Consider the following 23,878-nt stretch of genomic DNA (forward strand, 5'->3'; position numbering starts at 1 on the left):
GCGGGGCGGGGTCCCCCGGTTCCCCCTTCCTCTTATTAACTGTTTCTCTGCGGGGCGGTTGGCGGCCCCCGGGGTCCTTTCCCCGGGGCCCGCCACCGGCCGCTCCCGTCGTACTGGGCTCGGCCGATGCCGGGTTCAGCCGTGCGGAGCTGGCGCGTGCCGTCGAAATCGCGGCCGAGGTGGTCACTCCCCACCATCTGGTGCTGGCATTGGCCGGATCGACCGAGGAATTCGCGGCCCCGCCAAGGAATCCTTTCGACGCCGCGACCCTGTTCATGGCGGCATTGCCGCCGGAGGACGTCGGCGAGTCGGCTGACGCCGCGCGGTCCGTCGTGGCCGCGGGCGGGCGATTCCACTGCGCGCGGTCGCTCGAAGCCGGCGCCGTGCTGGACGAACTCGGCGCCGTACAGGCGACCGACCTCGCCGTCCGCACCGATCTGCTGTGCCTGATCCGCCGGACGCTCGAACGCGAACTCGCCGCGGGCCCGATCGCCACGCTCGCGGTCTTCGAAGGACTGCAGCGCGATCCTGGCCACGACGCGGAGTCACGCCGAGCCTCGTTGCCGGCGCTGCACGCGAGACTCGGTTCGCGGCTGGCCACCGTGTGGTGCGCCGGCGGACCGGCGGACGCCGAGACGGTCGCCTTCTTCACCAGCACCGGGCTACGGGTCCGCGGCCTTCTTCGCTGACGGCTCACCGCGAAACACACGAGTCCCCCGGGGGTTGGGGGCCCACCCGGGGGACTCGTGTCATTCAGATGGCTCAGGCGGCCGGCTGCTCGGCCTGCCGGATCTTCTTGGGCAGCGCGAACATCAGGACGAACGCGAGCGTCAGGCCGCCGACGACCCACCACAGCCCGTTCCCGAAGGCCGTGCTGTAGACCGACGCGCGATCGGCGCCGGACGGTGGGACCTTGCCGACGGCACCGAAGAACGCGATCGAGACCAGGCCGAGCCCGAAGGCCCAGCCGAGCTGCTGCACGGTGCTGATCAGGCCGGACGCCGAGCCGGAGTGTTCGGCGGGCACGTCGGACAGGATGGCGTCGGTGATCGGCGAGATGATGAGGCCCATCCCGAAGCCCATCACCAGCAATGCCGGGATCATCTCCCACGTGGTGATGCCGGTGCCGAGCCACGAGACCAGCAGGATGTAGATCAGCACCCCCGCCTTCATCACGAGCGCGCCGCCCTGCAGGACCTTGCGGCCGAACCGCGGCACGAGCAACGCGACGGACATCCCGGCGGCACCGCCGACGGCGAGGGAGAACGGCACCGCGGTCAGCCCGGCCTGCAGGGTGTCCCAGCCCAGCCCGGTCTGCATGTACAGCGTCCAGATCAGGAAGAAGATGCCGGTGGTGGCGCCGAAGACGAGCTGGACCGCGATGCCGGCGGCGAAGCTCTTGATCCGGAACAGCGAGAGGACGACCAGCGGCGAGCCGGTCTTCCGCCGCTCGAAGGCGAGGAACAGGCCGAACACCACGACGCCCGCGGCCATGCTGACGAACGTCCACAGTGGCCAGCCCAGTTGCTCGCCCTGGGTCAGCGGGAACAGGACCAGCAGCAGGCCCGCCGTGGCCAGCACCGTGCCGCCGATGTCGACGCGCAAGGCGTTGGGGCTCTTGGACTCGGTGATGAACCTGGCGCCGAGCACGAGGCCCGCGATACCGATCGGCAGGTTGACGAGGAAGATCGGACGCCATTCGAGGCCGAAGATGTTCCACTGGGTCAGCAGCGCGCCGAGCAGCGGGCCCGCGACCGCGCCGAGGCCGACCATCGCGCCGTACATGCCGAACACCTTGCCGCGCTCCTCGGCGGGGAAGGTGACGTGGATGATGGACAGCACCTGCGGCACCATCATGGCGCCCGCGACTCCTTGCAGGATGCGCGAGACGACCAGCATGTCCGGGCTCGCGGAAAGACCGCAGAGCGCCGACGCGACCGTGAAGCCGGCGATACCGAGCAGGAACAGGCGCTTGCGGCCGAAGATGTCACCCAGCCTGCCGCCGGTGATCAGGCCCAGCGCGAAGGCCAGCGCGTAACCGCCGGTGATCCACTGGACGGCGCTGAAGGAGGCGCCGGTGTCACGCTGGATGCTGGGTACCGCGATGTTGACGATGGTGACGTCGACGAGATCCATGAAGGCGGCGGTCATCACCACCGCGAGGGCGAGCCAGCGGCGGCTGTCCGCCACGGGGGACGCTGTGGGTGCCACAGCAGTGGGGGCGATGGTCATCCGTCTCTACCTTTCCTGCTCTTCGAACCGAACATCGGTGACGCTAGCTCCGGAGTAGGCCAGTTCCTGCCCTACATCGGCAGCGGGTGGGGCGGGCTTCACCCGGCGGGGCCACCACATGGCCTCCCCCAGGTCGAGAGTCAGCGCGGTGACCAGCACCGAGCGGACCACGAAGGTGTCGATCAGCACGCCGAGCGCGACGGTGAATCCGAGCTCGGCGGCGAACACCATGGGCAGCGAGGCCATCGCCGCGAACGTGCCGGCCAGCACGAGCCCCGCCGAGGTGATCACGCCGCCGGTCGCGGTCAGGCCGGTCAGCGCGCCACGCCGGGTACCGGTCCGCAGGGACTCCTCCCGGACCCGGGTGACAAGGAAGATGTTGTAGTCCACGCCCAGTGCCACCAGGAACGTGAACGCCTGCAACGGGAAGGCGGCGTCCATACCGCCGAAGTGGAAGACGTGGTCGAACACCAGCACGCTGATGCCCATCGTGGCGCCGTAGGACAGCACCACGGTGCCGACCAGCACAAGCGGCGCTATCACCGCCCGCAGTAGCAGGACGAGGATGCCGAACACCACCAGCAGGATCGCCGGGATGACAACCCACGCGTCGCGCGCGGCCCCGTCCTGCATGTCCAGCGTTATCGCCGGGCCGCCGCCCACCTGGGCGTCCGCTCCCTTGACGCCGTGCACGACGTCGCGCACCTGCCGCGCGGTCGCCAGCGCCTCCGGGCTTCCCGCACCTGCACGCGGCGTGGCCAGGACAAGGGTCCTGCCGTCCTTGGCGTCCAGCTGCACGACGGTCGCCACGGTCGGCAGCAGGGACAGCGCCAGCCGCACTTCGTCCGAAGTGGACGAACTGACGACCGTACAGATCGGGTTCCCGGCACCCGCCGGGAAGTGCCGCGATTGCAGCTGGTCACCGAGAACGGCTTCGGTGACCTTGGTGAACTGGCGGTCCTGCGGAATACCCTCCGCGTGCATGCCGATCATGGCCAGCGCGAACGAGCCGAGCACCGCGGCCGTGCCCGCCCAGATCCACCGGGGTTTGGCGGCGACGAACGTGCTGACCCGTCCCCACACACCGGCGCGGGACGGCGGGAGCGCGCCGAAGGACGGTTTGACCGGCCAGAAGACCCAGCGCCCGCAGATGACGAGCAGCGCGGGCAGGAGCGTGGTCATGGCCAGCAGGGCGACCACGATGCCGACAGCGCAGACCGGGCCGAGCCCCTGGGTGGAGTTCACGGTGGCGAGCAACAGGACGAGCAGGCTCACCGCCACCGTGGCGGCGCTGGCGAAGATCGCCGGGCCGGAACGGCGCAGCGCACGGGCCATGGCCTCGTGCCGATCGAAATGCACCAGGAGTTCTTCGCGGTACCGGGCGATCAGCAACAGCGCGTAGTCCGTCGCCGCGCCGAACACCAGCACGCTCAGGATGAAGCTGCTTTGCGAGTTCACCACGACACCGGCGTACTTCGCGAGCACGGCGATGACAGCCTCCGAGGTGAAGACCGCGGCCACCGCGGAGATCACCGGCAGCAGCCACAACGTCGGGCTCCGGTAGGTGAAGAGAAGAATCGCGACGACCACGACCACGGCGACGATCATCAGCAGGTCGGCGTCGCCGAACGCCCTGCCGGAGTCCGCGGCGTAGCCACCAGGTCCGGTGACGTGACTGACGAGCCCGTCACCGTTAGCCGCCGCGACCGCCTTGAGCCGGTCTACGACCTTGGCGATCCCTGTCCAGCCGGATTCCCCGACCCGGACCGGCACCACTGTCTCCACGGCCTCGAGGTCGTCGGCGACAAGCGGCAGCTGCACTTTCCCGGTGACGTCCTCGAGCCGCTGGAAGACGGCCGCGTCCGCGTTGGCCTTCTCCACGTCGGCGGGCCTCAGCCCGCCCGGCCGCGAGTAGACGACGCTGGCCGGCATCGTGCCGCCTGAGCCGAACTTCTGCGCGGCGGCCACGAATCGCGCCGATTCCGACGAGCTCGGCAGCCACGCGGAAATGTCGTTCTTCTGCGCCGAGCCGAGCATTCCAGCCAGCGAGAACGCCGGAATCAGCAGCAGGATCCACGCGACGAGAGTCACCCATTTTCCCCGGCGCCCGCTGGGCAGGGCCGCGAGTCCACGCACCATGGTTTCAGCCCTCCTCAGGTGTGCTGGACGCTGACGTGCCACGAACCGCCGGCGCGGTTGGTGATCCGGACATGCCATTCCACGGTGATCGGGATTCCCGCGATGATCACGTAGAAATCGGCGGCGACGGAAACAGTGCCGGTCCCGTTCCCGGTATAGGACACCCAGTCCTTCAGTGCGTCGTAGGCGAATCCACCGTAATGGCAGATCCCACCACTCGCCGAAAGGACCGGGCCGTCCTGGCGCAGCTCGAAGTCGACTCCGGCGTGCCAGGCGTCGCAGCTGTACGCGGAGCACAGCCGCACGGTCCGGGTGGCCCCGGTCGTGCTGAACGTGGCCGTGTTGACGCATCCTGCCTGCGGCACACCGCCGGGGTACTTCTGGTGCAGGAAATCGCATTCCGCGGCCGAGCCGGTGTATTCGACGCGGGCGGTCCCCACCGGCGGCACCTCCGCGTCGACGATGAGCTTTCCGGACAACGGAGCCGGCCGCCCGACAATACTGTTCCCGGCGGCTCGCGCCGGCGTTTCGGCCGTTCCGCCGAGAAAGGCGGCCGACGCACCGAACGCGACGGCCAGTACGATGACCGCCGACACGCCGGCTTTCCGAAATCGGGACACGGTGCTTGTCTCCTTCACTTTTCCGGCATACTCGAGTCTGCCCGGCTTTCGCGTGCACGGGAAACAGGGGCAAGCTGGCATGTTCCGGACTGGCAGTTTCCTGCCGTCGGGGAAATCACCACCAGATACTGTCGGAATCACGCCATGGCTCGCGACGGGTCCACGGCGCCGGTTCGGGAGGGGCCGGTGCCGCGGGCCCGGCCCCTCGCTCCAGCAACGCGCACAGTGCGCCGAGCAGAGCCGCGATCTCTTCGTCCGACGGGTTGCCCCGCCGGATCCGCACCGCCGGGTCGTCGCTCATGTCGGCACGTTCCCGTGCTTGCGACGCGGCAGGGCCGCCGTCTTCCCGGTCAGCATCCGCAGCGCACGCACGAGGATCTCGCGGGTGTGGCGTGGATCGATGACGTCGTCGACGAGCCCGCGTTCCGCGGCGTGGTACGGGTGCATCAGCTCACCGCGGTACTCCTCGATCCGCCGTGCCCTGGTCGCGGCCGGATCGGCGGAGGCCGCGATTTCCCGGCGGAACACGACATTGGCCGCGCCCTCCGCTCCCATCACGGCGATTTCGTTGGTGGGAAAGGCGTACGACAGATCGGCGCCGATGGACCGCGAGTCCATCACGATGTACGCGCCGCCGTAGGCCTTCCGCACGATCACCTGGATCCGGGGCACCGTGGCGTTGCAGTAGGCGTAGAGAAGTTTCGCGCCGTGCCGGATGATGCCGTTGTGCTCCTGGTCGACGCCGGGCAGGAACCCCGGAACGTCGACCAGGGTCACCAGCGGGATGTTGAACGCGTCGCACGTGGTGACGAAGCGGGCCGCCTTCTCCGCGGAGTGGATGTCCAGCACACCCGCCAGGGTCAGCGGCTGGTTCGCCACCACACCGACGACCTGACCGCCGATCCGCGTCAAAACGCAGAGCACGCTCGTCGCCCAGCTCTCGTGCACTTCGAGGTACTCGCCGTCGTCGACGATCTCCGTGATCACGTCCCGCATGTCGTACGGCAGGGCCGCCTCGGCGGGGACGAGGCCGAGCAGCCGCTCGCTGCCACGGTCGATCGGATCGCCGGCGGTGACCGCGGGCGGCTTCTCGAGGTTGCTCGCCGGCAGCAGCGAGATCAGGTACCGGACGTCCTCCAGGCACGTCCGCTCGTCGTCGTAGCTGAAGTGCGCCACACCGGAGACACCCGCGTGCACATCCGCGCCGCCGAGCTCGTTGTGGGTCACCTTCTCGCCGGTGACCGTCTCGACGACGTCCGGGCCGGTGACGAACATCTGCGAGGTTTCCCGCACCATGAACACGAAGTCGCTCAGCGCGGGAGCGTAGGCGGCACCACCGGCGCACGGGCCGGTCATCACGGAGATCTGCGGGATCACCCCGGACGCGGCGACCGCGCGCCGGAAGATGCCGCCATACCCGGCGAGCGCGCTCACCCCCTCCTGGATCCGCGCGCCCGCCCCGTCGTTGAGGCCGACGATCGGCGCGCCCGCCGCCAGCGCCAGGTCCATCACCTTGTGGATCTTCTCGGCATGGGCCTCGCCGAGCGCGCCGCCGAAGATCCGGAAATCGTGCGCGAACACGAACACCGTGCGTCCCTCGACGGTGCCCCAGCCGGTGACGACGCCGTCGGTGTGCGGCCGCCGGTCCTCCAGCCCGAAGCCGGTGGCTCGGTGCCTGCGAAACGGCTCCACCTCCTGAAAGCTGTCCTCGTCCAGCAAGAGCGCGATGCGTTCGCGGGCGGTCAGCTTTCCCTTCGCGTGCTGGGCCGCGGTCGCGCGGGGGACACCCTCGGCGATCGACCGGCGCAGACCGGCAAGTTCGGCGACCCGCGCCGCGACCGGAACCGTCGCCGGCGACGACGCGAAGTCCCGCTCGAGCCGTTCGTCGACGGCGGTCACGATCGCACCGACCAGTGGTAGAACCGCTCGGCCATGGCGTCGCGGGGCGACCGCCAGGTCCGCTCGTCGTACGGCTTGATGTGCTCCGCGAGTTTCTCGTTGACGTCGACGAAAAGCTCGTGACCGCGTACGTCCTCGACGCGTTGCGGCCCGCCCTCATCGGTCTCGAAGAGGTGGAAGTAGAGGCCCTGGTAGCGGAACAACTGCCGGCGCGTGACGCCGACCAGCCCGGGCAGCGCGGTCCGGTCCGACTCGGCGAAGATACCGGCGACCCGGTCCGCCGCGTCCGGTGTCATCCTGGCCACGATCAGTGTGCTCGTCATGGGTGTGTCCAATCAGGTTGTGGCGGGCGTCTTTTTCCGGGGCCGGGCCACCGCCCAGCGGGTGCGGATCGGCTTCTCCACGAAGGTGTAGAGCAGCCAAGCCAGCACGAGACTGGCCAGCAGATCGATCGCGATGATCCCGAACGCGGCGGGGATCGAGAACAGCTTTCCGTTGCGCAGCAACGTTCCCCCGCCGAAAACCACGATTCCGTGCACGAGGTAGAACGCATAGGACATGTCGCCGAGCTTCGCCCACACCTTGCCCCGCAACAGGGAGCGCCTGTGCTTCACGTCCGTCGCGGCCGCCGCGGCGACCAGCAGCGCCGCCGGGAGGATCTCGACGAAGGACAGCTCGTAGGTGAACGGCAGCAGGAGCCCGAGCCCGGCGGCGACGACGTAGATGCCCGCGGCGGGCAGCAGCCCGAGGTTGATCCAGCGGCCGGTCTTGATGATCCGGCACATCACCATGCCGAGCACGAAGTCCAGCATGCGCGTGGGTGGCGCGGTGTAGACCATCCAGAACTGGGTCATCCCGATCGGGGACGAGAACGGGAACGCCGGCGTGCCCGGCACCAGGTAGTGCGAGACGCTGGTGATCACCAGCACGGCCGCGACGATGCCGCCGACCCACCACCACAGCCGGCCAGGGGCGATCCGGTTGACCTGCTTGAGGATCCACGGGAACGCGAGGTAGAACGGGATCTCGCAGGCCAGCGACCAGGTGGACCCGTTGAGCGCGGCCCAGATGTCGTAGCGCGGCACCCAGGACTGCACCAGGAAGACGTTCGGCAGCACCTGCCCGAGCGTCGCGCCGACACCCACCAGGCAGATCAGCATCGTGACCAGGTGACCGGGGTAGATACGGACCAGCCGGCGGCGGATGAAGCCGCCGTAGGTGTCGGTGGGTTTCGCGAGCCACGTGAGCAGGAATCCGCTGAGCACGAAGAAGAACGAGACGCAGCCGAACGCGGCGACCCGGAACACGGCCTCCAGCCCGTCACCGAAGGCCTGGTTCGCGAACGGGTTGACGCCGGGCAGTGGCAGCAGGGAGTGGTCCATGAACACGGTCAGCGAGGCGAACACCCGGAGACCGGGCAGCGTCGTGAGCCGCATCTTGACGGTTTTCGGGGCCGGCGGCGTCGCCACGGCCCCGGTCTCGGGGATGGTGGAGGTCATGAGCCTTCCTCGGTTTCTCGCCTCAGGCGGCCGCGCGCGTCTGTTCCTCGGACAGCCCGAGCAGCCGGACGGCGTTGCCTGCCAATATCGCGTTGGTGTCCTCTGTGGACAGATCCAGCTCCGTGACCGCGCGGACGAGGTCGCCGACCTCGTGCGGCAGCGGCGGGGTGTCGGTGCCGAACACCACGTGCCCGGCACCGAACACGGACACGTTGGTACGCAGGGCATGCGAGCTGTGCGACGCCGTGTCGACCCAGATCTGGGAGAAGTAGCCGCTCGGCCGCCGGGGCAGCGCGGGACCGCCGGAGGCCTTCCAGTGCCGGGGCGCGTGCGCCAGGTCCAGCCGGTCGGCGAGCAGGCCGAGCGCACCGCCGCCGGTGGCCGCGATGACGCGCAGGCCCGGATCGCGTTCCAGCCTGCCGCTCATGATCAACGTGGCCAGGCCGAGGTGCACGTCGGAGAACCGGCCCAGCTGTTCGACGAGCCCGAAGTGCCGCAGCGCGCCCGAACCGACCGGTTCGGCGGGCGGGTGCAGCATGATCGGCACCCCCGCCTCGGCCGCCAGCTCGAAGAAGCCGTCGGCGCCGGTGTCGTCCAGGAACTTTCCGCGCACCGAGGTATTCACGATGAAGCCGACGAACTCCGGTCGGCGCACCAGCTCCGCGGCCGCGGCCAGCTCGGCGTCGGTTCCGAACGGGTTCACGTAGGCGTATGCGAGCAGATGCCCCGCATGCGCCCGGACCGTCTCCCCCATCCAGTCGTGGAAGGCCGCGAGCCTGTCCGCGGGCTGGGCGTAGTTGTCCAGCCCAGGAATGCGGGTCATGGTGCCGAACCCGACCGGGCTGCCGACGACGGTCAGGCCGACACCCGCCGCCAGCTTGCGTTCGATCATCCCCCCGATGTCCCCGAGACTCGGCGGCATCGGGTACCTGGCCAGCAGTTCGGGCGCCGTCACATGCCCGTGGACGTCGATGATCATGCCGGCACCGCCAGGTGCGCGGGCCGCACGACGGCCACCGCGTCCAGGTGCCCGAGACCGTGTTCGGCGCCCTGCCGGAACAGGTCGCCGGAGGCCTCGGTCACCGGTGCCGCCACCCCGCTCGCCTTGGCCAGATCGAGGGCCAGCCCGAGGTCCTTGGCCATCAGGTCGAGCCGGAACGCCGCCGGCTCCAGGCGGCCGGCTTGGGCGAGCATGCAGCGGAACGCCACCACCGGCGAGCTGTAGCCGCTGCCGCCGAGCACACCGAGCACGGTCGCCCGATCGAGCCCCGCGGCCTCGCCGATGTCCACCGCCTCCGCCAGCCCGGCGAGCTGCACGCCGAGGAACAGGTTGAGCGCGATCTTCATCTGCGCACCGGTCCCCCACGCGCCCAGCACGTTCACGTCCTTGCTCAGGTCCGCCAGCAGCGGACGCGCCGCCGCGACGTACTCCGCCGGGCCACCGACGAGCGTCCGCAGTTCACCGGCCCTGGCATGGTTCGGGTTGCCGAGGACACGCGCCTCCACGAACCGGAAACCCGCCTTCTCCGCGCGGTCACCGAAGTCGCGGGCCGCCTCGGCGGACGTCGTGCTGGCATCCAGCAGCAACGCTCCTTCCCGCAGGCCGACGGCGGCACCGTCCGGGCCGAACACGGCCTCCTCCACGGCGCCGGCATGGGCCAGGCTGACGAGGACCGCGTCCGCGCCGCGGGCCGCCTCGGCCGGGGTGCCCGCCGCGAACGCGCCGAGTTCCAGCAACGGCACCAGCTTTTCCGGAGTGCGGTTCCACACCCGCAGCTCGTGGCCCGCCGCCAGCAGCCGGTGTGCCATCGCGGCCCCCATCGCACCGGTACCCAGCACGGCGATGGTCGAAGTCATGACAGTCCTCCTTCACGAACTGGCGGTCACGCCGCCGTCGACGTACAGCACTTGCCCGGTGACGAAACCGGCCTCCGGCGAGGCGAAGAACGTCACGGCCGCGGCCACCTCGCCCGGAGTCGCGAACCGGCCCGCCGGGATCCGGCGGAGCATCATCTCCGTGAACCGCTCGTCCACGCCCGCGGTGAGCCCGGTCGGGACGAAGCCGGGCGCGACGCCGTTCACGGTCACGCCGTGCGCAGCCCACTCCGTACTGAGCTGTTTCACCAGCAGGTTGACACCGGCCTTCGACGCTCCGTACGCGGAGAACCCCCGCCTGCCACCGAATTCCGCGCGGGTCGAGGACAGGAGCACGATCCGGCCCCGCCGGTCCCCGGCGACCATCCGGCGGCCGACGGCCTGCGCCAGCCAGAAGCTGCCCGACAGGTTGACGCCGATGACCCTGTCCCACTCGCCGGGCTCGACGTCCACCGCCGGCCCGTTCGCGTCGATCGCCGCCAGGTTGACCAGCACGTCGACCGGGCCGAGCTCGGTGGTGACGTCCGCGACCAGTTCGTCCACTGTGGACTTCTGGGCCAGATCGACGACGTAGGGGTAAGCGGTGCTCCCCCGCTCCCCGAGTTCCTTGCAGGCCAGCTCCGCCTTGTCCCGCGTCCGGCCCGCGACCGCGAGTGTGACGCCCTTGGCACCCAGCTGGTCACAGACCGCCCTGCCGATGCCGCCGTAACCACCGACGACGAGTGCGATCCGCTCAGCCATCGGAGGTCTCCTCGTCATGGCGGCGGCTGAGGACGCACCGCATGCTCGCCGCGGCGAAGAAGGCCGCGGTCTTCTCGGGAGTGGACATGTCCCGCTCCGCTTCCAGGTACGGATCCAGCTGCCGCTCCAGCTCACGGACTTCCCGCTGCCTGCCCATGTGCCGGGCGACGTCGATGAACTCGCCGTCGAACTCGATCACGCGGACGACGGTGTTCTGCCGCATGAACACCGAGGTCCGTTTGAGCAGGCCGACGACCTTCCCGTCGCCGTCGCGCACGACATGGTCAGGCCGGCCACTGCGCTCGAACAACCGGACCACCGTCTCCTCGGTTCCCGGCTTGACGTTCCAGGTCAGTGCCCACTGCTGAGACATCGTTGTTGTCCTCCTCCTGATAGTGGTCGTAGTGGTCCCGCCAGTGGCGGGGATCCGGGAGCCCGAGCAGACCCGCGCCGTAGAAGGCGAACCAGTGCACGACCCGGGCGGCCGTCCTCATGCGGGGCGGCCCACCAGGATCGAATTCGGCGGCGTGATCTCGACGATCCGGTCGAGGGCGAAACCGGCGCGGGTGAACAACGCGCGCCACTCCGCCTCGGTGCGCTCGACGCCGCCGACGTTGACCATCATTTCCACATCCATGAACTTCGCGAAGCCCCAGGAGTTGAGCCGTGGGACGACGGCCTCGATCACCAGCACCCTGGCGCCGGGCCGATCCCCGATCGCCGCGCGGACCTTGCCGAGGATCTCCGCGCACTGGTCGTCGTTCCAGTCGTGCAGGACGCTCTTGAGGATGTAGGTGTCACCGCCGCCGGGCACCGTTTCGAAGAACGAGCCGGGAACCAGTGTCACGCGGTCGCCGAACTCCCCGGTGACCGCACTGTCCACAACGGACTGCTGGTCGAACAGGACCGCCGTGGTCGCGGGGTTCGCCTTCAGGATCTCCGAAACGAGGAAGCCCCGCCCGCCGCCGACGTCGACGACCTTGCCCGCCCCGGAAAAGTCGTACCGTTCGGTGATGTCGCTGATCGAGTCGCCGGACAGCGCCAGCATCGCGGCGTCGAAGATCCGCTGGCTCTCGGGGTTCCGTCCCATGTAGGCGAACATGTCCGGCACGTCGTTGATCCGGTTGAACACCGGGGTCCCGGTGCGGACGGTCTCGAGGATCCGGCCGTACGGCCGCCAGGTGAAGTCCTCGCCGAAGAAGATGACGGCCTGACGCAGCGAGCCGGGGACATCGTCACGCAGGTACTCCGACAGCGGAGTCTGCCCGTAGCGGCCTTCGGCGTCCTCCGCGAACACGCCGACACTGGCGATGGCACGCAGGATCCGGTGCAGCGATCGGGAATGCGTGTTCGTGGTGGCGGCGAGCTCGGCCGGCGTCCTCGGCCCGTCCGCCACCAGGTCGGCGATACCGAGTTTGGCGGCGACGTAGAGCGCCTGCGCCACCCACTTTCCGGTCGCCATCAGCAGGATCTGCGCGGACTCCGGCAGGAGCGCGGTGTCCGGCGGATCGGCGACAAGGCCCTCGATCTCGTTGATCGCGGTCATGACCGGCTCTCCTTCGCGTCTGCGCGGTACGAATCGGGCGCCACTTCGTGGATGTTCCGCTCGACCGCACCCGCCCAGTACGGGCGCAGCGGCGTGGTGGTCTGTTTGTGGATCGGCGCGTCCTCCCAGGCCAGGAACGCGGCCGAGGTCTCCCACTCGGAAAGCAGGATGTAGCGGTCGTCGCCGTCGGCGGGCCGCAGCAGTTCGTCGCGGATGTGGCCGGGCGTCCCGGCGACCTTCGCGGTCACCTCCGCGTAGGCGGCCTCGAACCCGGCCTCGTCGCCCTCGCGGATTCGGGCGAGAACCATCACTCGTGCGGTCACTGCGGTGCTCCCATCTCGGTCAGTTCCATGCGGGCGCTGCGGCGCAGCGCGGCCAGCGGGGCGGTGACCCTGTCCTGTTCCTCGCTGGTTTCGAAGCGGTGGAAGGACTCCTTGTCCGTCCACTCGCTGGTGATCACGAACTCGGTGGTGTCGGCGTCCAGGTTTCGCGCGGTGATCTCCTGGCCGAGGCAGCCGGGCACCCCCGCGGCATAGGTGGCCGCGGTCTCGAACCGGTCGATGAACTCCTCGGCGTCGGCGCGGCCGACCCGCATCGTCAAGGTCATCCGGACGGCCATCTCAGATGCCTCCGTCCACATAGAGCAGTGCGCCGTTGACGAACCGGGCGAGGTCCCCCGCGAGGAACAGCACCGTGTCGGCGATGTCGTCGGGGCGGCCGAGCCGTCCCAGCGCGGCCAGGTTCGCGTAGCGCGTGCGCTGTTCGGGCGTCAGGCCGGACACCTGGTCGGTCTCGACGATGCCCGGCGCGACGCTGTTCACGCGGACGTGACGCCGGCCGAGTTCCTTGCAGAGGGAACGGGTCAGGCCGTGCACCCCGGCCTTGGCCGCGGTGTAGTGCGCGCGGTCCGGCATGCCGACCCACGCCACCGCCGAGGTGATGTTGACGATGGACGCGTGGTCGGCGAGCCGGGGCAGCACCGCGCGGACGACGAGGAACATGCCGGTGAGGTTGGTGTCCACCACGCGGTGCCACTCGTCGAGGTCGAGATCCAGCACCGAGGCGCTGCTGACCACGCCGGCGTTGTTCACCACGATGTCCAGTGCGCCCACCCGCTCCGCGAGCGCGGCGACCTCGGTCGGATCGGACACGTCGGCGAAGGCGACGGTGTGCTCGCTCGACAGTGTCTTGAGCTCGTCGGCCAGTTCTTCGGCGGCCGCGCTGGGCCGGGTGCCCACCGCGGTGACCGTGGCGCCGTGCCGCGCCAGTGTCAGCGCGGTGGCCCGGCCGATGCCACGGGTGCCCCCGGTGACGAGCGCGGTCTTGCCGGTCAGGTCGATTCCGGTCATGGGTCTCTCACATCCCCCCGTCGACCATGAGCGTCTGGCCGTTGACGTAGGAAGAGCGGTGGTCGGCGAGAAAGGCGACGACCTCCGCCAGCTCGGACGGCTGCCCGATCCGGCCCAGTGCGCACTGCCCCTCGTAACGGGCCCGCAGTTCGGCGTTCGGCGCGGACATCTCGGTTTCGATGATTCCGGGGGCGATGGCGTTGACGCGGACGTCGCGCCGGCCGATCTCCCGGCTCAGCGCCTTGGTGAACCCGATCAGCGCGGCCTTGCTCGCGGCGTAGTGGGTCTTGCCGGGGGCACCGGTGATGCCGAGGCCGGAGGTGATCGTGACGACGCTGCCGCCGGGCCGCAGGTGCGGCAGCGCCGCCCTCGTGACCAGGTACGGCCCGGTGACGTTGGTGGCGAAGGTCGCCTCCCACTGCTCCGGTTCCAGGTTCTCCAGCAGCGAAAACGGGGCCACGCCCGCGTTGTTGACGAGAATGTCGATGCCGCCGAACTCCTCGGCGCAGCGGCCGACGGCGTCGCGGACCCGCGCCGGGGACGAGACATCGCACGCGAGCGCGAGTCCCTTGGGGGAAGCGGCTTCCAGTTCCTTGGCCAGCAGCCCCGCGGCTTCGCCCTCGGTGCGGTACAGGCCGCACACGCGGACGCCGTCGGCGAGCAACCGGTCCACCACCGCCCGCCCGATGCCCCGGCTCGCGCCGGTGACCAGTGCCGTGCGTGTCATGCCGTTCTCCCTGTGGTGAGTTCGTGGTCCCAGTCGGTCTCGCGTGACACGATCGGGATCAACCGCCTGCGGTCCAGCGACTCCTGCTCCGCCGGGTTGATCCAGTCGCCGAAGCCGCTGCCGGTCGGCGCGGTCCGCATGATCCGGATGAAGCCGCCGCGCACCCTGCCGGGCACCTTGCCCCACTTGACGAGTGCCATGTGCTCGGGCGAGCGGGCGAATTCCTGCAACGACTCGAAGCTCTCGAAGAACGCGATCGCACCGGTGGTCAGCGGGAACCTGAACAGTCCTTTGTGGAACACGAAACCGGGGGTGCGCTTGAGCCGGCGCATCATCTTCCACACCAGCGGCCCGCCGGTGAGGAAACCCTTGAGTGTCAGCCGGGTCTTGCTGATGAAGAGGACCTGCGCCCTCGCCTCGGCGGGCATCAGTTCGAAGTCCTGGGTCAGACTGACGGGAAGCCGGTTCATGACAACGCTTCCTTCCGCAGGGCGCCGAGACCGGTGTGCAGGTAGTAGGCCCAGTAGCCCAGGTGCCTTCCGTACCGGTCGCGCAGCCTCTGGTTGTCGTAGCCCTCGCCGTAGATCGCCGCCGTCGCCTTGGCGAAGTTCGGCATCTCCAGCGGCACGAAGTCCATCCGGCCGAGGCCGCGCAAGAGGATCGCGGCCGCGGAGAACTCACCGATGCCCTTGATCCTGCGCAACGCTTCGGTGGCTTCGTCGTACGGAGCCTCGGCGAGGTAGTCCTCGTGGAGGTCGAGAAGCCCGTCCACGAGGCAGGCCAGGTATTCCGCCTTGCGCCCGTTCTTGACGATCCCGGCCCAGTCCGCGGCGGTCAGGTGCTGCAGGTCGGCCAGCTCGGGGAACGCCTGGTACTCGACGCCGTCCACGGTGAGCTTCCGCCCGAACAGCCCGGTGATCCGGCGTTTCAGCGCCACCGAGACGTTCTTCGGTGTGCGTTGCGACAGCACGGCCCAGACGCCGATCTCCGCGACCGTCAGGAATCGGACCTGGTGCAGGCCCCAGAGGTTCTTCACCAGCCTGGCGAAACCCGGGTGGTCCTCCGCGGCAAGCGCGTAGAACTCCCGGAGGTCGTCGGACAGGCTGAGGTAGCCGTCGATCTTGTCGCAGACCTGGTCGTGCGTGCCGCGCGAGAGGGGGCGGTCGGAATGCAGGACGTAGTCGACGCCGTGCCGGCTGGGCGTCACCTGGAAGACCACCGCGTGGCCGTCGACGGCGATGGCCTTGGTCAGGCTGTCCGCGGTCATCACCTGGTCGCCCTTACAGGCGCCGAAGCCCTCCAGGAACCGGATGGACGTCCGCAGGTCGAACGGCTGCGCGGCGGGCAGTTCCCCGGCGAGCTTCGTCGGGTCCAGTGTCGAGGTCATGACGCCTCCTTGGCGGTGATCGGGTCCAACGCGGCGCGGATGCCCGGCAGCGCGTCGGTGGCGCGGATCGTGGCGACGACGGAGAGGTAGGGATCGGTGACGAGGGTCAGTGGTGCCTTGTCCCTGGCGCCGAAGGCGTGTTCGGCACCGAGCACGCCTTGCCAGTCGAGAGCGAGACCGATCGCCTCGTCCTCGCCGTCGGCGGGCAGGCCGGCCGCCGCGCGCAGCCGCGCCGCCCGTTCCACCTGTCTGGCCCGGCCGGAAGCGATGTCGCGCTCGGCGATCCGGTGCAGGCTGCGTGGCACCCCCTGCAGGTGCGCCACCTGGACGATCGGCACCTCGGCGGTGACCGGGTCCGTGCGGAGCGCGTCGACGAGGTCGTGGCCCGCCTTCTGGGTGATCCGGTTGCCCAGCACGACGACGAGCGGTCGTCCGGCCTTTTCGGACAGATCCACCTCGGTGCCGCCCGCACCGGGGAGAACGACGCCGCGCAGGCTCTTCGCCACCGCGGCCTCCTCGATGGTCCTCTTGATCAGCTCCAGCTGGATGACGCTGTTGGTGTCGATCCGCTCGCGCATCCCGGCGTCGTCGAGGGGCGCGCCGGGTTTCATCCGGAATTCCTGGGTCCAGCGCATGACCGTGCCGCCGCGGGCGTCGGGTTCGTACGTCCAGCGGATGTTCATGTACTCGAAGGGCCCGGTCTCCACCCGGCGCGCCACGACGGTGCGGGCGGCGCGGTCGAGCTCGCGCTCGGACACCCAGCTCCACACGCGGCCCTGCTCGTCGGGGTGCATCGTCAGCCGGAACCGGACGTAGCCGGGCCTGGTCTCGAGGACTTCGGCGGCGGCGTATTCGCTGAACAGCCGTGGCCAGCCGGGGACGTCGTTGGTGATGTCCCATACCAGCTCGAACGGCGCGTTGAGGTGGACGGAATTCTCGGTACGGACGGCCATTCCTACACAGTCCCTTCGACGGAGGCCGGGGCCAGCGCGGCTTTGATCGCCGCGAAGGCGTGGGGTTCGGTGATGCGCGCGACCAGTCGCTGGTCGCTGTCGAGCACCAGGACGACCGGGGTGCGGTCGGCGGGCGTGAAACCGAAGCCGCCGGTCACCTCGCCGTGCCAGTCCAGCGCGATGGTCAGCAGCGCCGGTTCGTCGGCGGGGGGCGCGCCCAGCGCGGCCCGTCGCGCGGCGAGGTCGGCCAGCTGGCCGCGGTAGCCGGCGGCGATGTGCCGGAGCGCCATCGCCCGCAGTGGCTGGGAAACGTCGCGAAGGCAGGCCACCTGCACGACCGGGACCGACATGGTCGCCGGGTGCGAACGCAGTGCCTCGATGATCTCGTGGCCCGCCTTCTGGGTGTGCCGGTTGCCCAGGATCACGACCAGCGGGGCACCACGGCGGGCATCGAAGTCCACTGTGGTCCCGTCGAGCCCGGGAACGACGTGGCCGGCCAGCGCCGACGTGGCGGGCATCTCAGCCGTCCTGACGTGGCAGGGCGGCCAGGAACCGCAGGGTGGCGGACGGCGTCTTGAGCCGTTCGGCGTCCGCGTCGGTGATCGTGACCCCGAACCGGCGGCCCAGCGTGGCCATCAGCTCCAGGTGACCGAGCGAGTCCAGCCCCCACGTCTCGTAGTCGGCTTCCGGTGTTTCGGCCAGCGCCGCGGCCGTGGTGGGGAACCCGCCCTGGGTCATCAGTTCCGCCAGCAGCGCGACGAGCTCACCGGTCTCCAGGTTCGCCTTGTCGAACGTGATGCTCATGGTGCCTCTCCTGTCAGTTTTCGTTGTTCCCGAGCCGGCGCAGGACGACCGCGGCGTTGAAGCCGCCGTATCCCCTGGCCAGCACGACTACGTGACGCAGGTCCGCGGCCCGCAGCTCGTGGACCAGGTCGAGGTCGCTCGCCCACGGCGCTTTCTCGACGACCGGCGACGGCGGCAGTTCTCCGTGGTAGAGCGCCAAGGCGGCGGTCGCGACGTCCAGCGCGGGCGAGCCCGCGTACATCCGGCCGACGAGCGTCTTGGGCAGGCAGATCGGGACCTGCCTGGCGCCGAACACCGCCCGCAGCGCCGCGACCTCCGCCTGGTCCAGCTCCGGGGTCGCGGCGCCGTCGGCGAACACCGCGTCCACGTCGTCCGGCCGCACTCCGGCGTCGGCGATCGCCACGCGCGCGGCTCTGGCAAGGCCGTCGCCGGTCGGCCGGACCGTCGTCGGCCGGCCGTCGTGCGTGGCCGCGTAGCCGACGACCTCCGCGTAGATCCGTTCCGCGCCACGGCCGAGCGCGCGGGACAGCTCCTCGACGAGCAGCATCGCGCCGCCCTCGCCGACCACGTGCCCTGCCGCCGTGGCGGAGAACGGCTGGTACGCCGTCATCGGATCGTCCACAAGGGACAGCCGACCGCCGCGCAGCTGACAGGCCAGCGCGTACGGGCTGATCGGCGCCTCGGTCGCACCGGTGACGACGGCGCGCACCTCCCCGCGGCGCAGCGCTCGCCTGCTCGCCCCGATCGCGTCCAGTCCGCCCGCGGATTCCGTGGCCAGTACCCCGCACGGGCCCTTGGCCCCGTGCTTGATCGCGATCTGACCGGTCGTCGCCGCGTAGAACCAGGCGATGGACTGGTAGGCGCCGACGGCGTGCGGGCCGTCGGACCACAGCTTGTGGATCTCGCGCTGGCCGAACTCGTTGCCGCCCGAACTGCTGGCCGTGATCACCGCGGTGTCGTAGGGGCATTCACCGGGAGTCCGGTGCCCGGAGTCCTCGAGCGCCTGCCCGGCGGCGACCAGGCCGAGCTGGGTCCAGCGGTCGGTCTGCACGGCGATACGGGGCAGCACGTGTTCGGCGATGTCGATGTCGTGCACTTCGCCGCCGACCCGGCACGGGTAGTCGGTGAGGTCGAAGCGGCTGATCCAGCCGAGACCCGACACTCCTTTCCGCACCGCGTCCCAATACGTCGCCGTGCTCGCCCCGATCGGGGTGACCGCGCCGATGCCCGAGATCACCATCCTGAAGCTCATCGATTCACCAGCTCCCTGCTCAGCAGCAGTGCCGACTGGAAGCCGCCGAAACCGCTGCCCACGGTCAGCACGTGGTCGAGATGCGCCGTCCGGGCCTCGATCGGCACGTAGTCCAGGTCGCACAACGGATCCGGCTCGTGCAGATTGGCCGTCGGTGGCACCGCGTCGTTGGCGAAGGCCAGGACGCACGCGGCGGCCTCGATCGAGCCGATGGCGCCCAGCGAGTGCCCGACCATCGACTTGATGGAGCTCACCGGCGCCCGGTAGGCGTGTTCGCCGAGGCTGCGCTTGAACGCCGCGGTCTCGTGCCGATCGTTCTGCTTCGTGCCCGAGCCGTGCGCGTTGATGTAGCCGATGTCCTCCGGGTTCAGCCGCGCCTGACGCATGGCGCGGTCGATCGCCTCGGACATCTCGATCCCTTCGGCGGTCAGGCCCGTCATGTGGTGGGCGTTGCCCGTGCTGGCGAATCCCGAGACCTCGCAGTAGATGTGCGCACCGCGCCTGCGTGCCGATTCGTACTCTTCGAGCACCAGCGTCGCCGCGCCTTCGCCGAGCACGAAACCGTCACGCCTGCGGTCGAACGGCCGGGACGCGGTGGCGGGCTCGGCGTTGTTCGGCGACGTCGCCTTGATCGCGTCGAAACAGGCCACCGAAATCGGCGAGATCGGCGACTCGGCCGCGCCGGCGATCATCACGTCGGCCTCCCCGTCCGCGATCACCGCGCAGGCGTGCCCGATGGCGTCCAGCCCCGACGTGCAGCCGGTGGACACGACCGCGGCGGGCCCGCCAGCCCGGAAGGTGCCCGCGATCTCCGCCGCCAGGCTGCTGGGGACGAGCGCGTCGTACATGAACGGGTGCAGGAACCTCAGGTCAGCCGACCAGCGGGTGGCGTTGTCCGAGGCGGGCAGGTACTCGTCCTCCAGCAGCACGGTGCCGCCGACGGCGGTGCCCATGGCGGTGCCGACCCGGTCGAGGTCGATGCCGTCGCGGTCGAGCCCCGAGTCGTCGACCGCCTCCCGCGCGGCGACCAGCGCGTACTGCACGTACAGGTCCATCCGCCGCATCTCGCGGGCGGTCAGGCCCATTTCCCCGGCGTCGAAATCGCACTCGGCGGCGATCTGGGAGCGGAACGAGGCCGGGTCGAACCGGGTGATCCGCCGGGTGGCCGTGCGTCCGTCCACCAGCAGCGACCAGAACGCCTTGGCCCCGATGCCACCGGGTGCGACCACGCCGACGCCGGTGACCGCCACTCGTCTCCCGGTCATGACCGGACCTCCCGGCGGTCCGTGTGCTCCTCCAGGTCGATGTGGCCGAGTTCGGGCCGGGGCGCGAGCGGGCCGAGGTGGAAGACGAGGAACGCCTCCACGGTGCCGGTGTTGACCAGCCGGTGCGGGGTGTTCTCCGGCACCAGCAGCCCCTCCCCCGCGGCGAGGTCCACGGACTCGTCGCCGAGGTCACAGCGCAGCGCGCCGCGGACGAGGAAGACGAACTCCTCGGAATAGGGGTGCAGGTGGGAACTGATGTAGTCGCCGGGGGCGACAGTCGCCACGCCCAGGAACCCGGAAGTGGATCCGACGGTCCTTGGCGACAGAAGCGTTCGGATCTCGCCGCCTCGCCGCGTGTCGGCGGGAACGTCGAGCATGGAAATCGGCTTAAGACCCGATGCGGCCACGAGCGTCTCCTATGGTTGCGCAGAATTGCTTCGTCGACGATTCACGTACGACCAGCTTGCAAGCGAATCCACCGAAATGAAAGAGCGCGACGATGGCATCAAAATGACAGGGGAATACCGATTACCTGATCATCACGGATTCGACAATGAATCGTGGGACCACCCCGGAATGAGTCGAAGGTTGTAGCCGGGCTACACCGCGAGACGCTTTTTACCCCTGCCTTTCCGGGATAGATCTGTAGCCCGCCCGATGAACGGCGCGAGCCGCGAATCCCGTCACCTCACCCTTCCGGGGGACCCGAACCCGTCACCGATCAGGGGGATCCGTATGTCCGTCGAACCGACCGCACGCGTTGTCAGCACCCCTCGCCCGGCCACGCTGGCCGGCACCCTGCGCGACTGCCTGCTCGAAGCCCGTCCCGTCGTGCAGGTCATCTTCTGCGTCCGGCTCCTCGCCGGCCTCGCGCTCGCCGGCCCCTTCCGGCACGACATTTCGTCGGAAACGCTGCTGGCGGGCGGCCTGGCATGGTGGTGCGCGGTGGTCTTCGTGTACCTGTACAACGGCGCGGCCGACATCGTCGAGGACCGGACGTCACAGCGGAACCGCCCGATCGCCCGCGGCGACCTGCCCAGGGAAACCGCGCTGAGCTGGTGCCGCGCCTTCGCGGGCGCGGCGGTGCTCTGCGGCCTGCGCGCCGGCCCGGTCTTCGCCCTGCTGGTACTGGCCCTGCTGGCCCTCGGCTACCTGTACTCGGCGCCCGGGTTCGGCTTCAAGCGGCACTACCTCGGTGCGGCGGTGGTGACCACGCTCGGCGGCGCCCTGACCTTCCTGGCGGGCTTCCTGCTCGGCGGCGGTGATCTCCCCAGCCCCGACATCATGGTGCTCACCGCGGCGATGTCCGCGTGGATGGGTGGCGTCGGCTCGGTGGCAAAGGATTTCTCGGACGTGAAAGGGGACACCGCTGCCGGACGCCGGACATTGGTCGCCATTTTCGGGCAACGGGTGGCAAGTGTCGTGGTATCCGGGTCCGCACTCTGCGTAGCAGTTTCGTTCACCATTGCCGCGTGGGCCTGGGCGCCGGCCATGCGCTTTTCCGCCGCCACCCTGCTGACCGGGTCCCTTGGTGTCACCTTCCTCGCGATGAACCGCCGAACAGAAAGTCACCCACGTACGCCGTACTGGGCGTTCATGGTCAGCCAATATGCGGCCACACTGTCCGTTCTGTCCGTTTGATCGGCGGGATCGTCGCGCAGTCGTTACCAGTACGCCCACCGCCGAGCACACCCTCTGTTATTGTCACGAGCAGCGCCGACCCCTGGCAAGGGAGAGCGCAACTTCGGAGTAACACTTGGGGGAGGTGTCCGAATTGGGAGATTCGGCTCGCGCGCTCGCAGCTGACATTCTCGATCGAAAATGCAATTCCATTCTGCTCCGCTACGAGCATCAACTGCAGCTCATGGGAAGCCGCCTGCTCAAGGATCCGGACACGCGCGAGGAATGTCTCCGGCAGGCCGGTTCGATCATCGGCGATATCGCGCGAACACTGCGCGGTCAGAAAGTTTTCGACCTGGGACTGTCGAAGAAAATCGGCACCTCCCGTGCGTCCAGCCGCATTCACCCCAGCGAATCGCTGCGGGCCGCGATGGCGCTGTTCGAGGTGATCACCGTGGTCTGCGCGGACTACCTCAAGACCGAGGACGAGCCGACCGAGGCACTGCTGACGCTCACGATCGCCACGAACAAACTGGTCTCCCAACGGATCCGGATGGCATCGAGTTCGTACATGGGTTTCCTGCTACGAAGTATCGAGCAGGCGCACCTGCGGGAACGGCAGCGGATCAGCCGGGAGGTGCACGACCGGATCGGCGGTAACATCGCCGGCGCGCACCGCCAGATCGAATTGTCCACCGCCGTGCGGCCGACCGAAATCGCCCGCGCCGACGAAAGTGTCGACCGGGCGGAGTCGATCCTGCGGCACACCCTCAAAGACGTCCGCGCGCTGGTTTCGGACCTACGCAGCTGGGAACCGGAGGGCGGGCTCGAGCGCTCACTGCAGGCCTACCTCGAACACAACAAGCCCGCCCGGATGGACCACGCCCTGCGGGTCAACGGAGACGAATCCAACCTGTCGCCGGAGATCCACAGCGAAGCGTTCCTCATCATTCGCGAAGCCATCCGCAACGCCGTGCTGCACTCCCAGGCGAGCGGGCTGCTCGTCCAGGTGAACATCACGCCGAACGAGCTCTACGCATTCATCGAAGACGACGGGGTCGGGGTGGATCTCTGCGGCAGGGCACCCGGCTCGCGCACCGCCGGCCTGTCGGCGATGCGCGAGCGCGCCTCGCTGCTGGAGGGAGACCTCGTGATCACGAGCCAGCCAGGCCGGGGGACGCGGGTCGAGCTACTCATCCCCCTGAGACACCGGGCGGACGACAGTGACTGAAGGCCCGATGAAAGTCGTACTCGTCGACGACCACGCGTTGTTCCGGGACGGCGTCAAGCAGATCCTGGAGTTCGAAGAGGACTTCGAGATCGTCGGTGAAGCCGCGAACGGCGACGACGGTGTCGAAGTGGTCCGGCGCGAGCACCCGGACATCGTCCTGCTGGACGTGGAGATGCCGGGCTCGCACGTCCTGCAGACCGCGGCCCGCATCCGCGTCGCCTCCCCGCGAACGACCATCATCATCCTGAGCATGCACGACGACCCGGCGCTGGTGAACCGGCTCGTCGAACTCGGCGTGGGCGGCTACCTGCTCAAAAGCGTCACGCGACTGGAACTGCTGACCGCCATCCGCAGCACGGCAGGGCGTCCCAACCAGGTGATCCTGTCCGTCTCACGGGGATCCTTGCTGCACAACGACAAGCAGGCGCCGGACGTGCTGTCCACCCGGGAGCAGGAGGTCATGGAGCTCACGGCGCTGGCGATGAGCAACTCGCAGATAGCCGGTCGGCTCAACATCTCCGAAGCGACGGTGAAGCGGCATCTGTACAACGTGTTCGGCAAGCTCGGCGCGGTGTCCCGGATCGACGCCGTCAACAAGTACTACCGGGCAGATCAGGCAAACCCGGGTTCGCGGTCCCCTCGCCCGAACTGAAGCGGACACGACCGGCCTCCATCCGCCCGCCGATGTCATGCGTCCGGCCTTCGTTACCCCCGGGGTCCCGGGGCACGGAGGCCGGGC

Annotated in this window: 28 protein-coding genes; 4 read left to right on the top strand and 24 right to left on the bottom strand. The window is 69.4% G+C overall.

Annotated elements, in window-relative coordinates:
- Window positions 1-179 precede the first annotated feature (179 nt).
- Entirely contained in the window at window positions 180-689 is a 510-nt protein-coding gene (locus tag ACFW0G_RS38850; protein WP_378330515.1) for a hypothetical protein, read from the top strand.
- Window positions 690-762: 73 nt separating this feature from the next.
- On the opposite strand, the gene ACFW0G_RS38855 is transcribed toward ACFW0G_RS38850, so the two are convergent.
- From ACFW0G_RS38855 to ACFW0G_RS38970, 24 genes are all read right to left on the bottom strand, one after another.
- Complete coding sequence (locus ACFW0G_RS38855; protein WP_378330516.1) at window positions 763-2,232, bottom strand: MFS transporter; 1,470 nt, start codon at window positions 2,230-2,232, stop codon at window positions 763-765.
- Window positions 2,233-2,238: 6 nt separating this feature from the next.
- Window positions 2,239-4,371, bottom strand: a complete 2,133-nt coding sequence (locus tag ACFW0G_RS38860) for an MMPL family transporter (RefSeq protein ID WP_378330517.1) — start codon at window positions 4,369-4,371, stop codon at window positions 2,239-2,241.
- A 14-nt stretch (window positions 4,372-4,385) separates the two neighbouring features.
- On the bottom strand, window positions 4,386-4,991 hold the full coding sequence (locus ACFW0G_RS38865; RefSeq protein ID WP_378330518.1) for a hypothetical protein: 606 nt from the start codon (window positions 4,989-4,991) through the stop codon (window positions 4,386-4,388).
- 115 nt (window positions 4,992-5,106) lie between these two features.
- Window positions 5,107-5,292, bottom strand: a complete 186-nt coding sequence (locus tag ACFW0G_RS38870) for an acyl-CoA carboxylase epsilon subunit (protein ID WP_378330519.1) — start codon at window positions 5,290-5,292, stop codon at window positions 5,107-5,109.
- Window positions 5,289-6,890 (bottom strand): acyl-CoA carboxylase subunit beta, encoded by a 1,602-nt coding sequence (locus tag ACFW0G_RS38875; protein WP_378330520.1) that lies wholly within the window; start codon window positions 6,888-6,890, stop codon window positions 5,289-5,291. Before ACFW0G_RS38875 ends, ACFW0G_RS38870 begins: the two co-directional genes overlap by 4 nt.
- Entirely contained in the window at window positions 6,887-7,213 is a 327-nt protein-coding gene (locus ACFW0G_RS38880) for a TcmI family type II polyketide cyclase (protein ID WP_378330521.1), read from the bottom strand. The genes ACFW0G_RS38875 and ACFW0G_RS38880 overlap by 4 nt, the downstream gene beginning before the upstream one ends.
- Window positions 7,214-7,225: 12 nt before the next feature.
- A complete protein-coding gene (locus ACFW0G_RS38885; protein WP_378330522.1) occupies window positions 7,226-8,389 on the bottom strand; it encodes an acyltransferase family protein in 1,164 nt (387 codons plus the stop codon).
- A gap of 22 nt (window positions 8,390-8,411) precedes the next feature.
- Window positions 8,412-9,368 carry an amidohydrolase family protein gene (locus ACFW0G_RS38890; RefSeq protein WP_378330523.1) on the bottom strand — a complete coding sequence of 319 codons (957 nt, stop codon included), beginning with the start codon at window positions 9,366-9,368 and terminating at the stop codon, window positions 8,412-8,414.
- Window positions 9,365-10,246, bottom strand: a complete 882-nt coding sequence (locus tag ACFW0G_RS38895; protein WP_378330524.1) for an NAD(P)-dependent oxidoreductase — start codon at window positions 10,244-10,246, stop codon at window positions 9,365-9,367. The genes ACFW0G_RS38890 and ACFW0G_RS38895 overlap by 4 nt, the downstream gene beginning before the upstream one ends.
- A gap of 12 nt (window positions 10,247-10,258) precedes the next feature.
- A complete protein-coding gene (locus ACFW0G_RS38900) occupies window positions 10,259-11,005 on the bottom strand; it encodes an SDR family NAD(P)-dependent oxidoreductase (RefSeq protein ID WP_378330525.1) in 747 nt (248 codons plus the stop codon).
- The gene (locus tag ACFW0G_RS38905; RefSeq protein ID WP_378330526.1) at window positions 10,998-11,378 is read right to left on the bottom strand and encodes a SchA/CurD-like domain-containing protein; all 381 of its coding nucleotides are present in this window, start codon (window positions 11,376-11,378) and stop codon (window positions 10,998-11,000) included. The genes ACFW0G_RS38900 and ACFW0G_RS38905 overlap by 8 nt, the downstream gene beginning before the upstream one ends.
- 117 nt (window positions 11,379-11,495) lie before the next feature.
- Window positions 11,496-12,551 (bottom strand): methyltransferase, encoded by a 1,056-nt coding sequence (locus tag ACFW0G_RS38910; protein ID WP_378330527.1) that lies wholly within the window; start codon window positions 12,549-12,551, stop codon window positions 11,496-11,498.
- On the bottom strand, window positions 12,548-12,874 hold the full coding sequence (locus tag ACFW0G_RS38915; protein WP_378330528.1) for an antibiotic biosynthesis monooxygenase family protein: 327 nt from the start codon (window positions 12,872-12,874) through the stop codon (window positions 12,548-12,550). The genes ACFW0G_RS38910 and ACFW0G_RS38915 overlap by 4 nt, the downstream gene beginning before the upstream one ends.
- Window positions 12,871-13,170, bottom strand: coding sequence for an antibiotic biosynthesis monooxygenase family protein (locus ACFW0G_RS38920; protein ID WP_378330529.1), 300 nt, complete (start codon window positions 13,168-13,170; stop codon window positions 12,871-12,873). The genes ACFW0G_RS38915 and ACFW0G_RS38920 overlap by 4 nt, the downstream gene beginning before the upstream one ends.
- Before the next feature lies 1 nt (window position 13,171).
- On the bottom strand, window positions 13,172-13,900 hold the full coding sequence (locus tag ACFW0G_RS38925; RefSeq protein ID WP_378330530.1) for an SDR family NAD(P)-dependent oxidoreductase: 729 nt from the start codon (window positions 13,898-13,900) through the stop codon (window positions 13,172-13,174).
- Between the two features lie 7 nt (window positions 13,901-13,907).
- Complete coding sequence (locus tag ACFW0G_RS38930) at window positions 13,908-14,627, bottom strand: SDR family NAD(P)-dependent oxidoreductase (RefSeq protein WP_378330531.1); 720 nt, start codon at window positions 14,625-14,627, stop codon at window positions 13,908-13,910.
- Entirely contained in the window at window positions 14,624-15,097 is a 474-nt protein-coding gene (locus ACFW0G_RS38935; protein WP_378330532.1) for a hypothetical protein, read from the bottom strand. The genes ACFW0G_RS38930 and ACFW0G_RS38935 overlap by 4 nt, the downstream gene beginning before the upstream one ends.
- Window positions 15,094-16,014 (bottom strand): DNA-3-methyladenine glycosylase family protein, encoded by a 921-nt coding sequence (locus ACFW0G_RS38940; protein WP_378330533.1) that lies wholly within the window; start codon window positions 16,012-16,014, stop codon window positions 15,094-15,096. Before ACFW0G_RS38940 ends, ACFW0G_RS38935 begins: the two co-directional genes overlap by 4 nt.
- Complete coding sequence (locus tag ACFW0G_RS38945; RefSeq protein ID WP_378330534.1) at window positions 16,011-16,967, bottom strand: SRPBCC family protein; 957 nt, start codon at window positions 16,965-16,967, stop codon at window positions 16,011-16,013. The genes ACFW0G_RS38940 and ACFW0G_RS38945 overlap by 4 nt, the downstream gene beginning before the upstream one ends.
- 2 nt (window positions 16,968-16,969) lie before the next feature.
- A complete protein-coding gene (locus ACFW0G_RS38950; protein ID WP_378330535.1) occupies window positions 16,970-17,485 on the bottom strand; it encodes a hypothetical protein in 516 nt (171 codons plus the stop codon).
- 1 nt (window position 17,486) lies between these two features.
- Window positions 17,487-17,771: an acyl carrier protein gene (locus ACFW0G_RS38955; RefSeq protein WP_378330536.1), complete on the bottom strand. Its 285-nt coding sequence runs from the start codon at window positions 17,769-17,771 to the stop codon at window positions 17,487-17,489.
- A gap of 13 nt (window positions 17,772-17,784) precedes the next feature.
- Window positions 17,785-19,023 (bottom strand): beta-ketoacyl synthase N-terminal-like domain-containing protein, encoded by a 1,239-nt coding sequence (locus ACFW0G_RS38960; RefSeq protein WP_378330537.1) that lies wholly within the window; start codon window positions 19,021-19,023, stop codon window positions 17,785-17,787.
- The gene (locus tag ACFW0G_RS38965) at window positions 19,020-20,288 is read right to left on the bottom strand and encodes a beta-ketoacyl-[acyl-carrier-protein] synthase family protein (protein WP_378330538.1); all 1,269 of its coding nucleotides are present in this window, start codon (window positions 20,286-20,288) and stop codon (window positions 19,020-19,022) included. The genes ACFW0G_RS38960 and ACFW0G_RS38965 overlap by 4 nt, the downstream gene beginning before the upstream one ends.
- Window positions 20,285-20,572 carry a cupin domain-containing protein gene (locus ACFW0G_RS38970; RefSeq protein WP_378330539.1) on the bottom strand — a complete coding sequence of 96 codons (288 nt, stop codon included), beginning with the start codon at window positions 20,570-20,572 and terminating at the stop codon, window positions 20,285-20,287. Before ACFW0G_RS38970 ends, ACFW0G_RS38965 begins: the two co-directional genes overlap by 4 nt.
- A 451-nt stretch (window positions 20,573-21,023) precedes the next feature.
- Here ACFW0G_RS38970 and ACFW0G_RS38975 point away from each other — a divergent pair, with 451 nt between their 5' ends.
- From ACFW0G_RS38975 to ACFW0G_RS38985, 3 genes are all read left to right on the top strand, one after another.
- A complete protein-coding gene (locus tag ACFW0G_RS38975) occupies window positions 21,024-21,929 on the top strand; it encodes a UbiA family prenyltransferase (protein WP_378330540.1) in 906 nt (301 codons plus the stop codon).
- Between the two features lie 124 nt (window positions 21,930-22,053).
- Window positions 22,054-23,139 carry a sensor histidine kinase gene (locus tag ACFW0G_RS38980; RefSeq protein WP_378330543.1) on the top strand — a complete coding sequence of 362 codons (1,086 nt, stop codon included), beginning with the start codon at window positions 22,054-22,056 and terminating at the stop codon, window positions 23,137-23,139.
- Between the two features lie 7 nt (window positions 23,140-23,146).
- Window positions 23,147-23,791 (top strand): response regulator, encoded by a 645-nt coding sequence (locus tag ACFW0G_RS38985; protein WP_378330541.1) that lies wholly within the window; start codon window positions 23,147-23,149, stop codon window positions 23,789-23,791.
- Window positions 23,792-23,878 lie beyond the last annotated feature (87 nt).

The organism is Amycolatopsis sp. NPDC058986 (genome assembly GCF_042741125.1).
In the GTDB taxonomy this organism is placed as follows: domain Bacteria; phylum Actinomycetota; class Actinomycetes; order Mycobacteriales; family Pseudonocardiaceae; genus Amycolatopsis.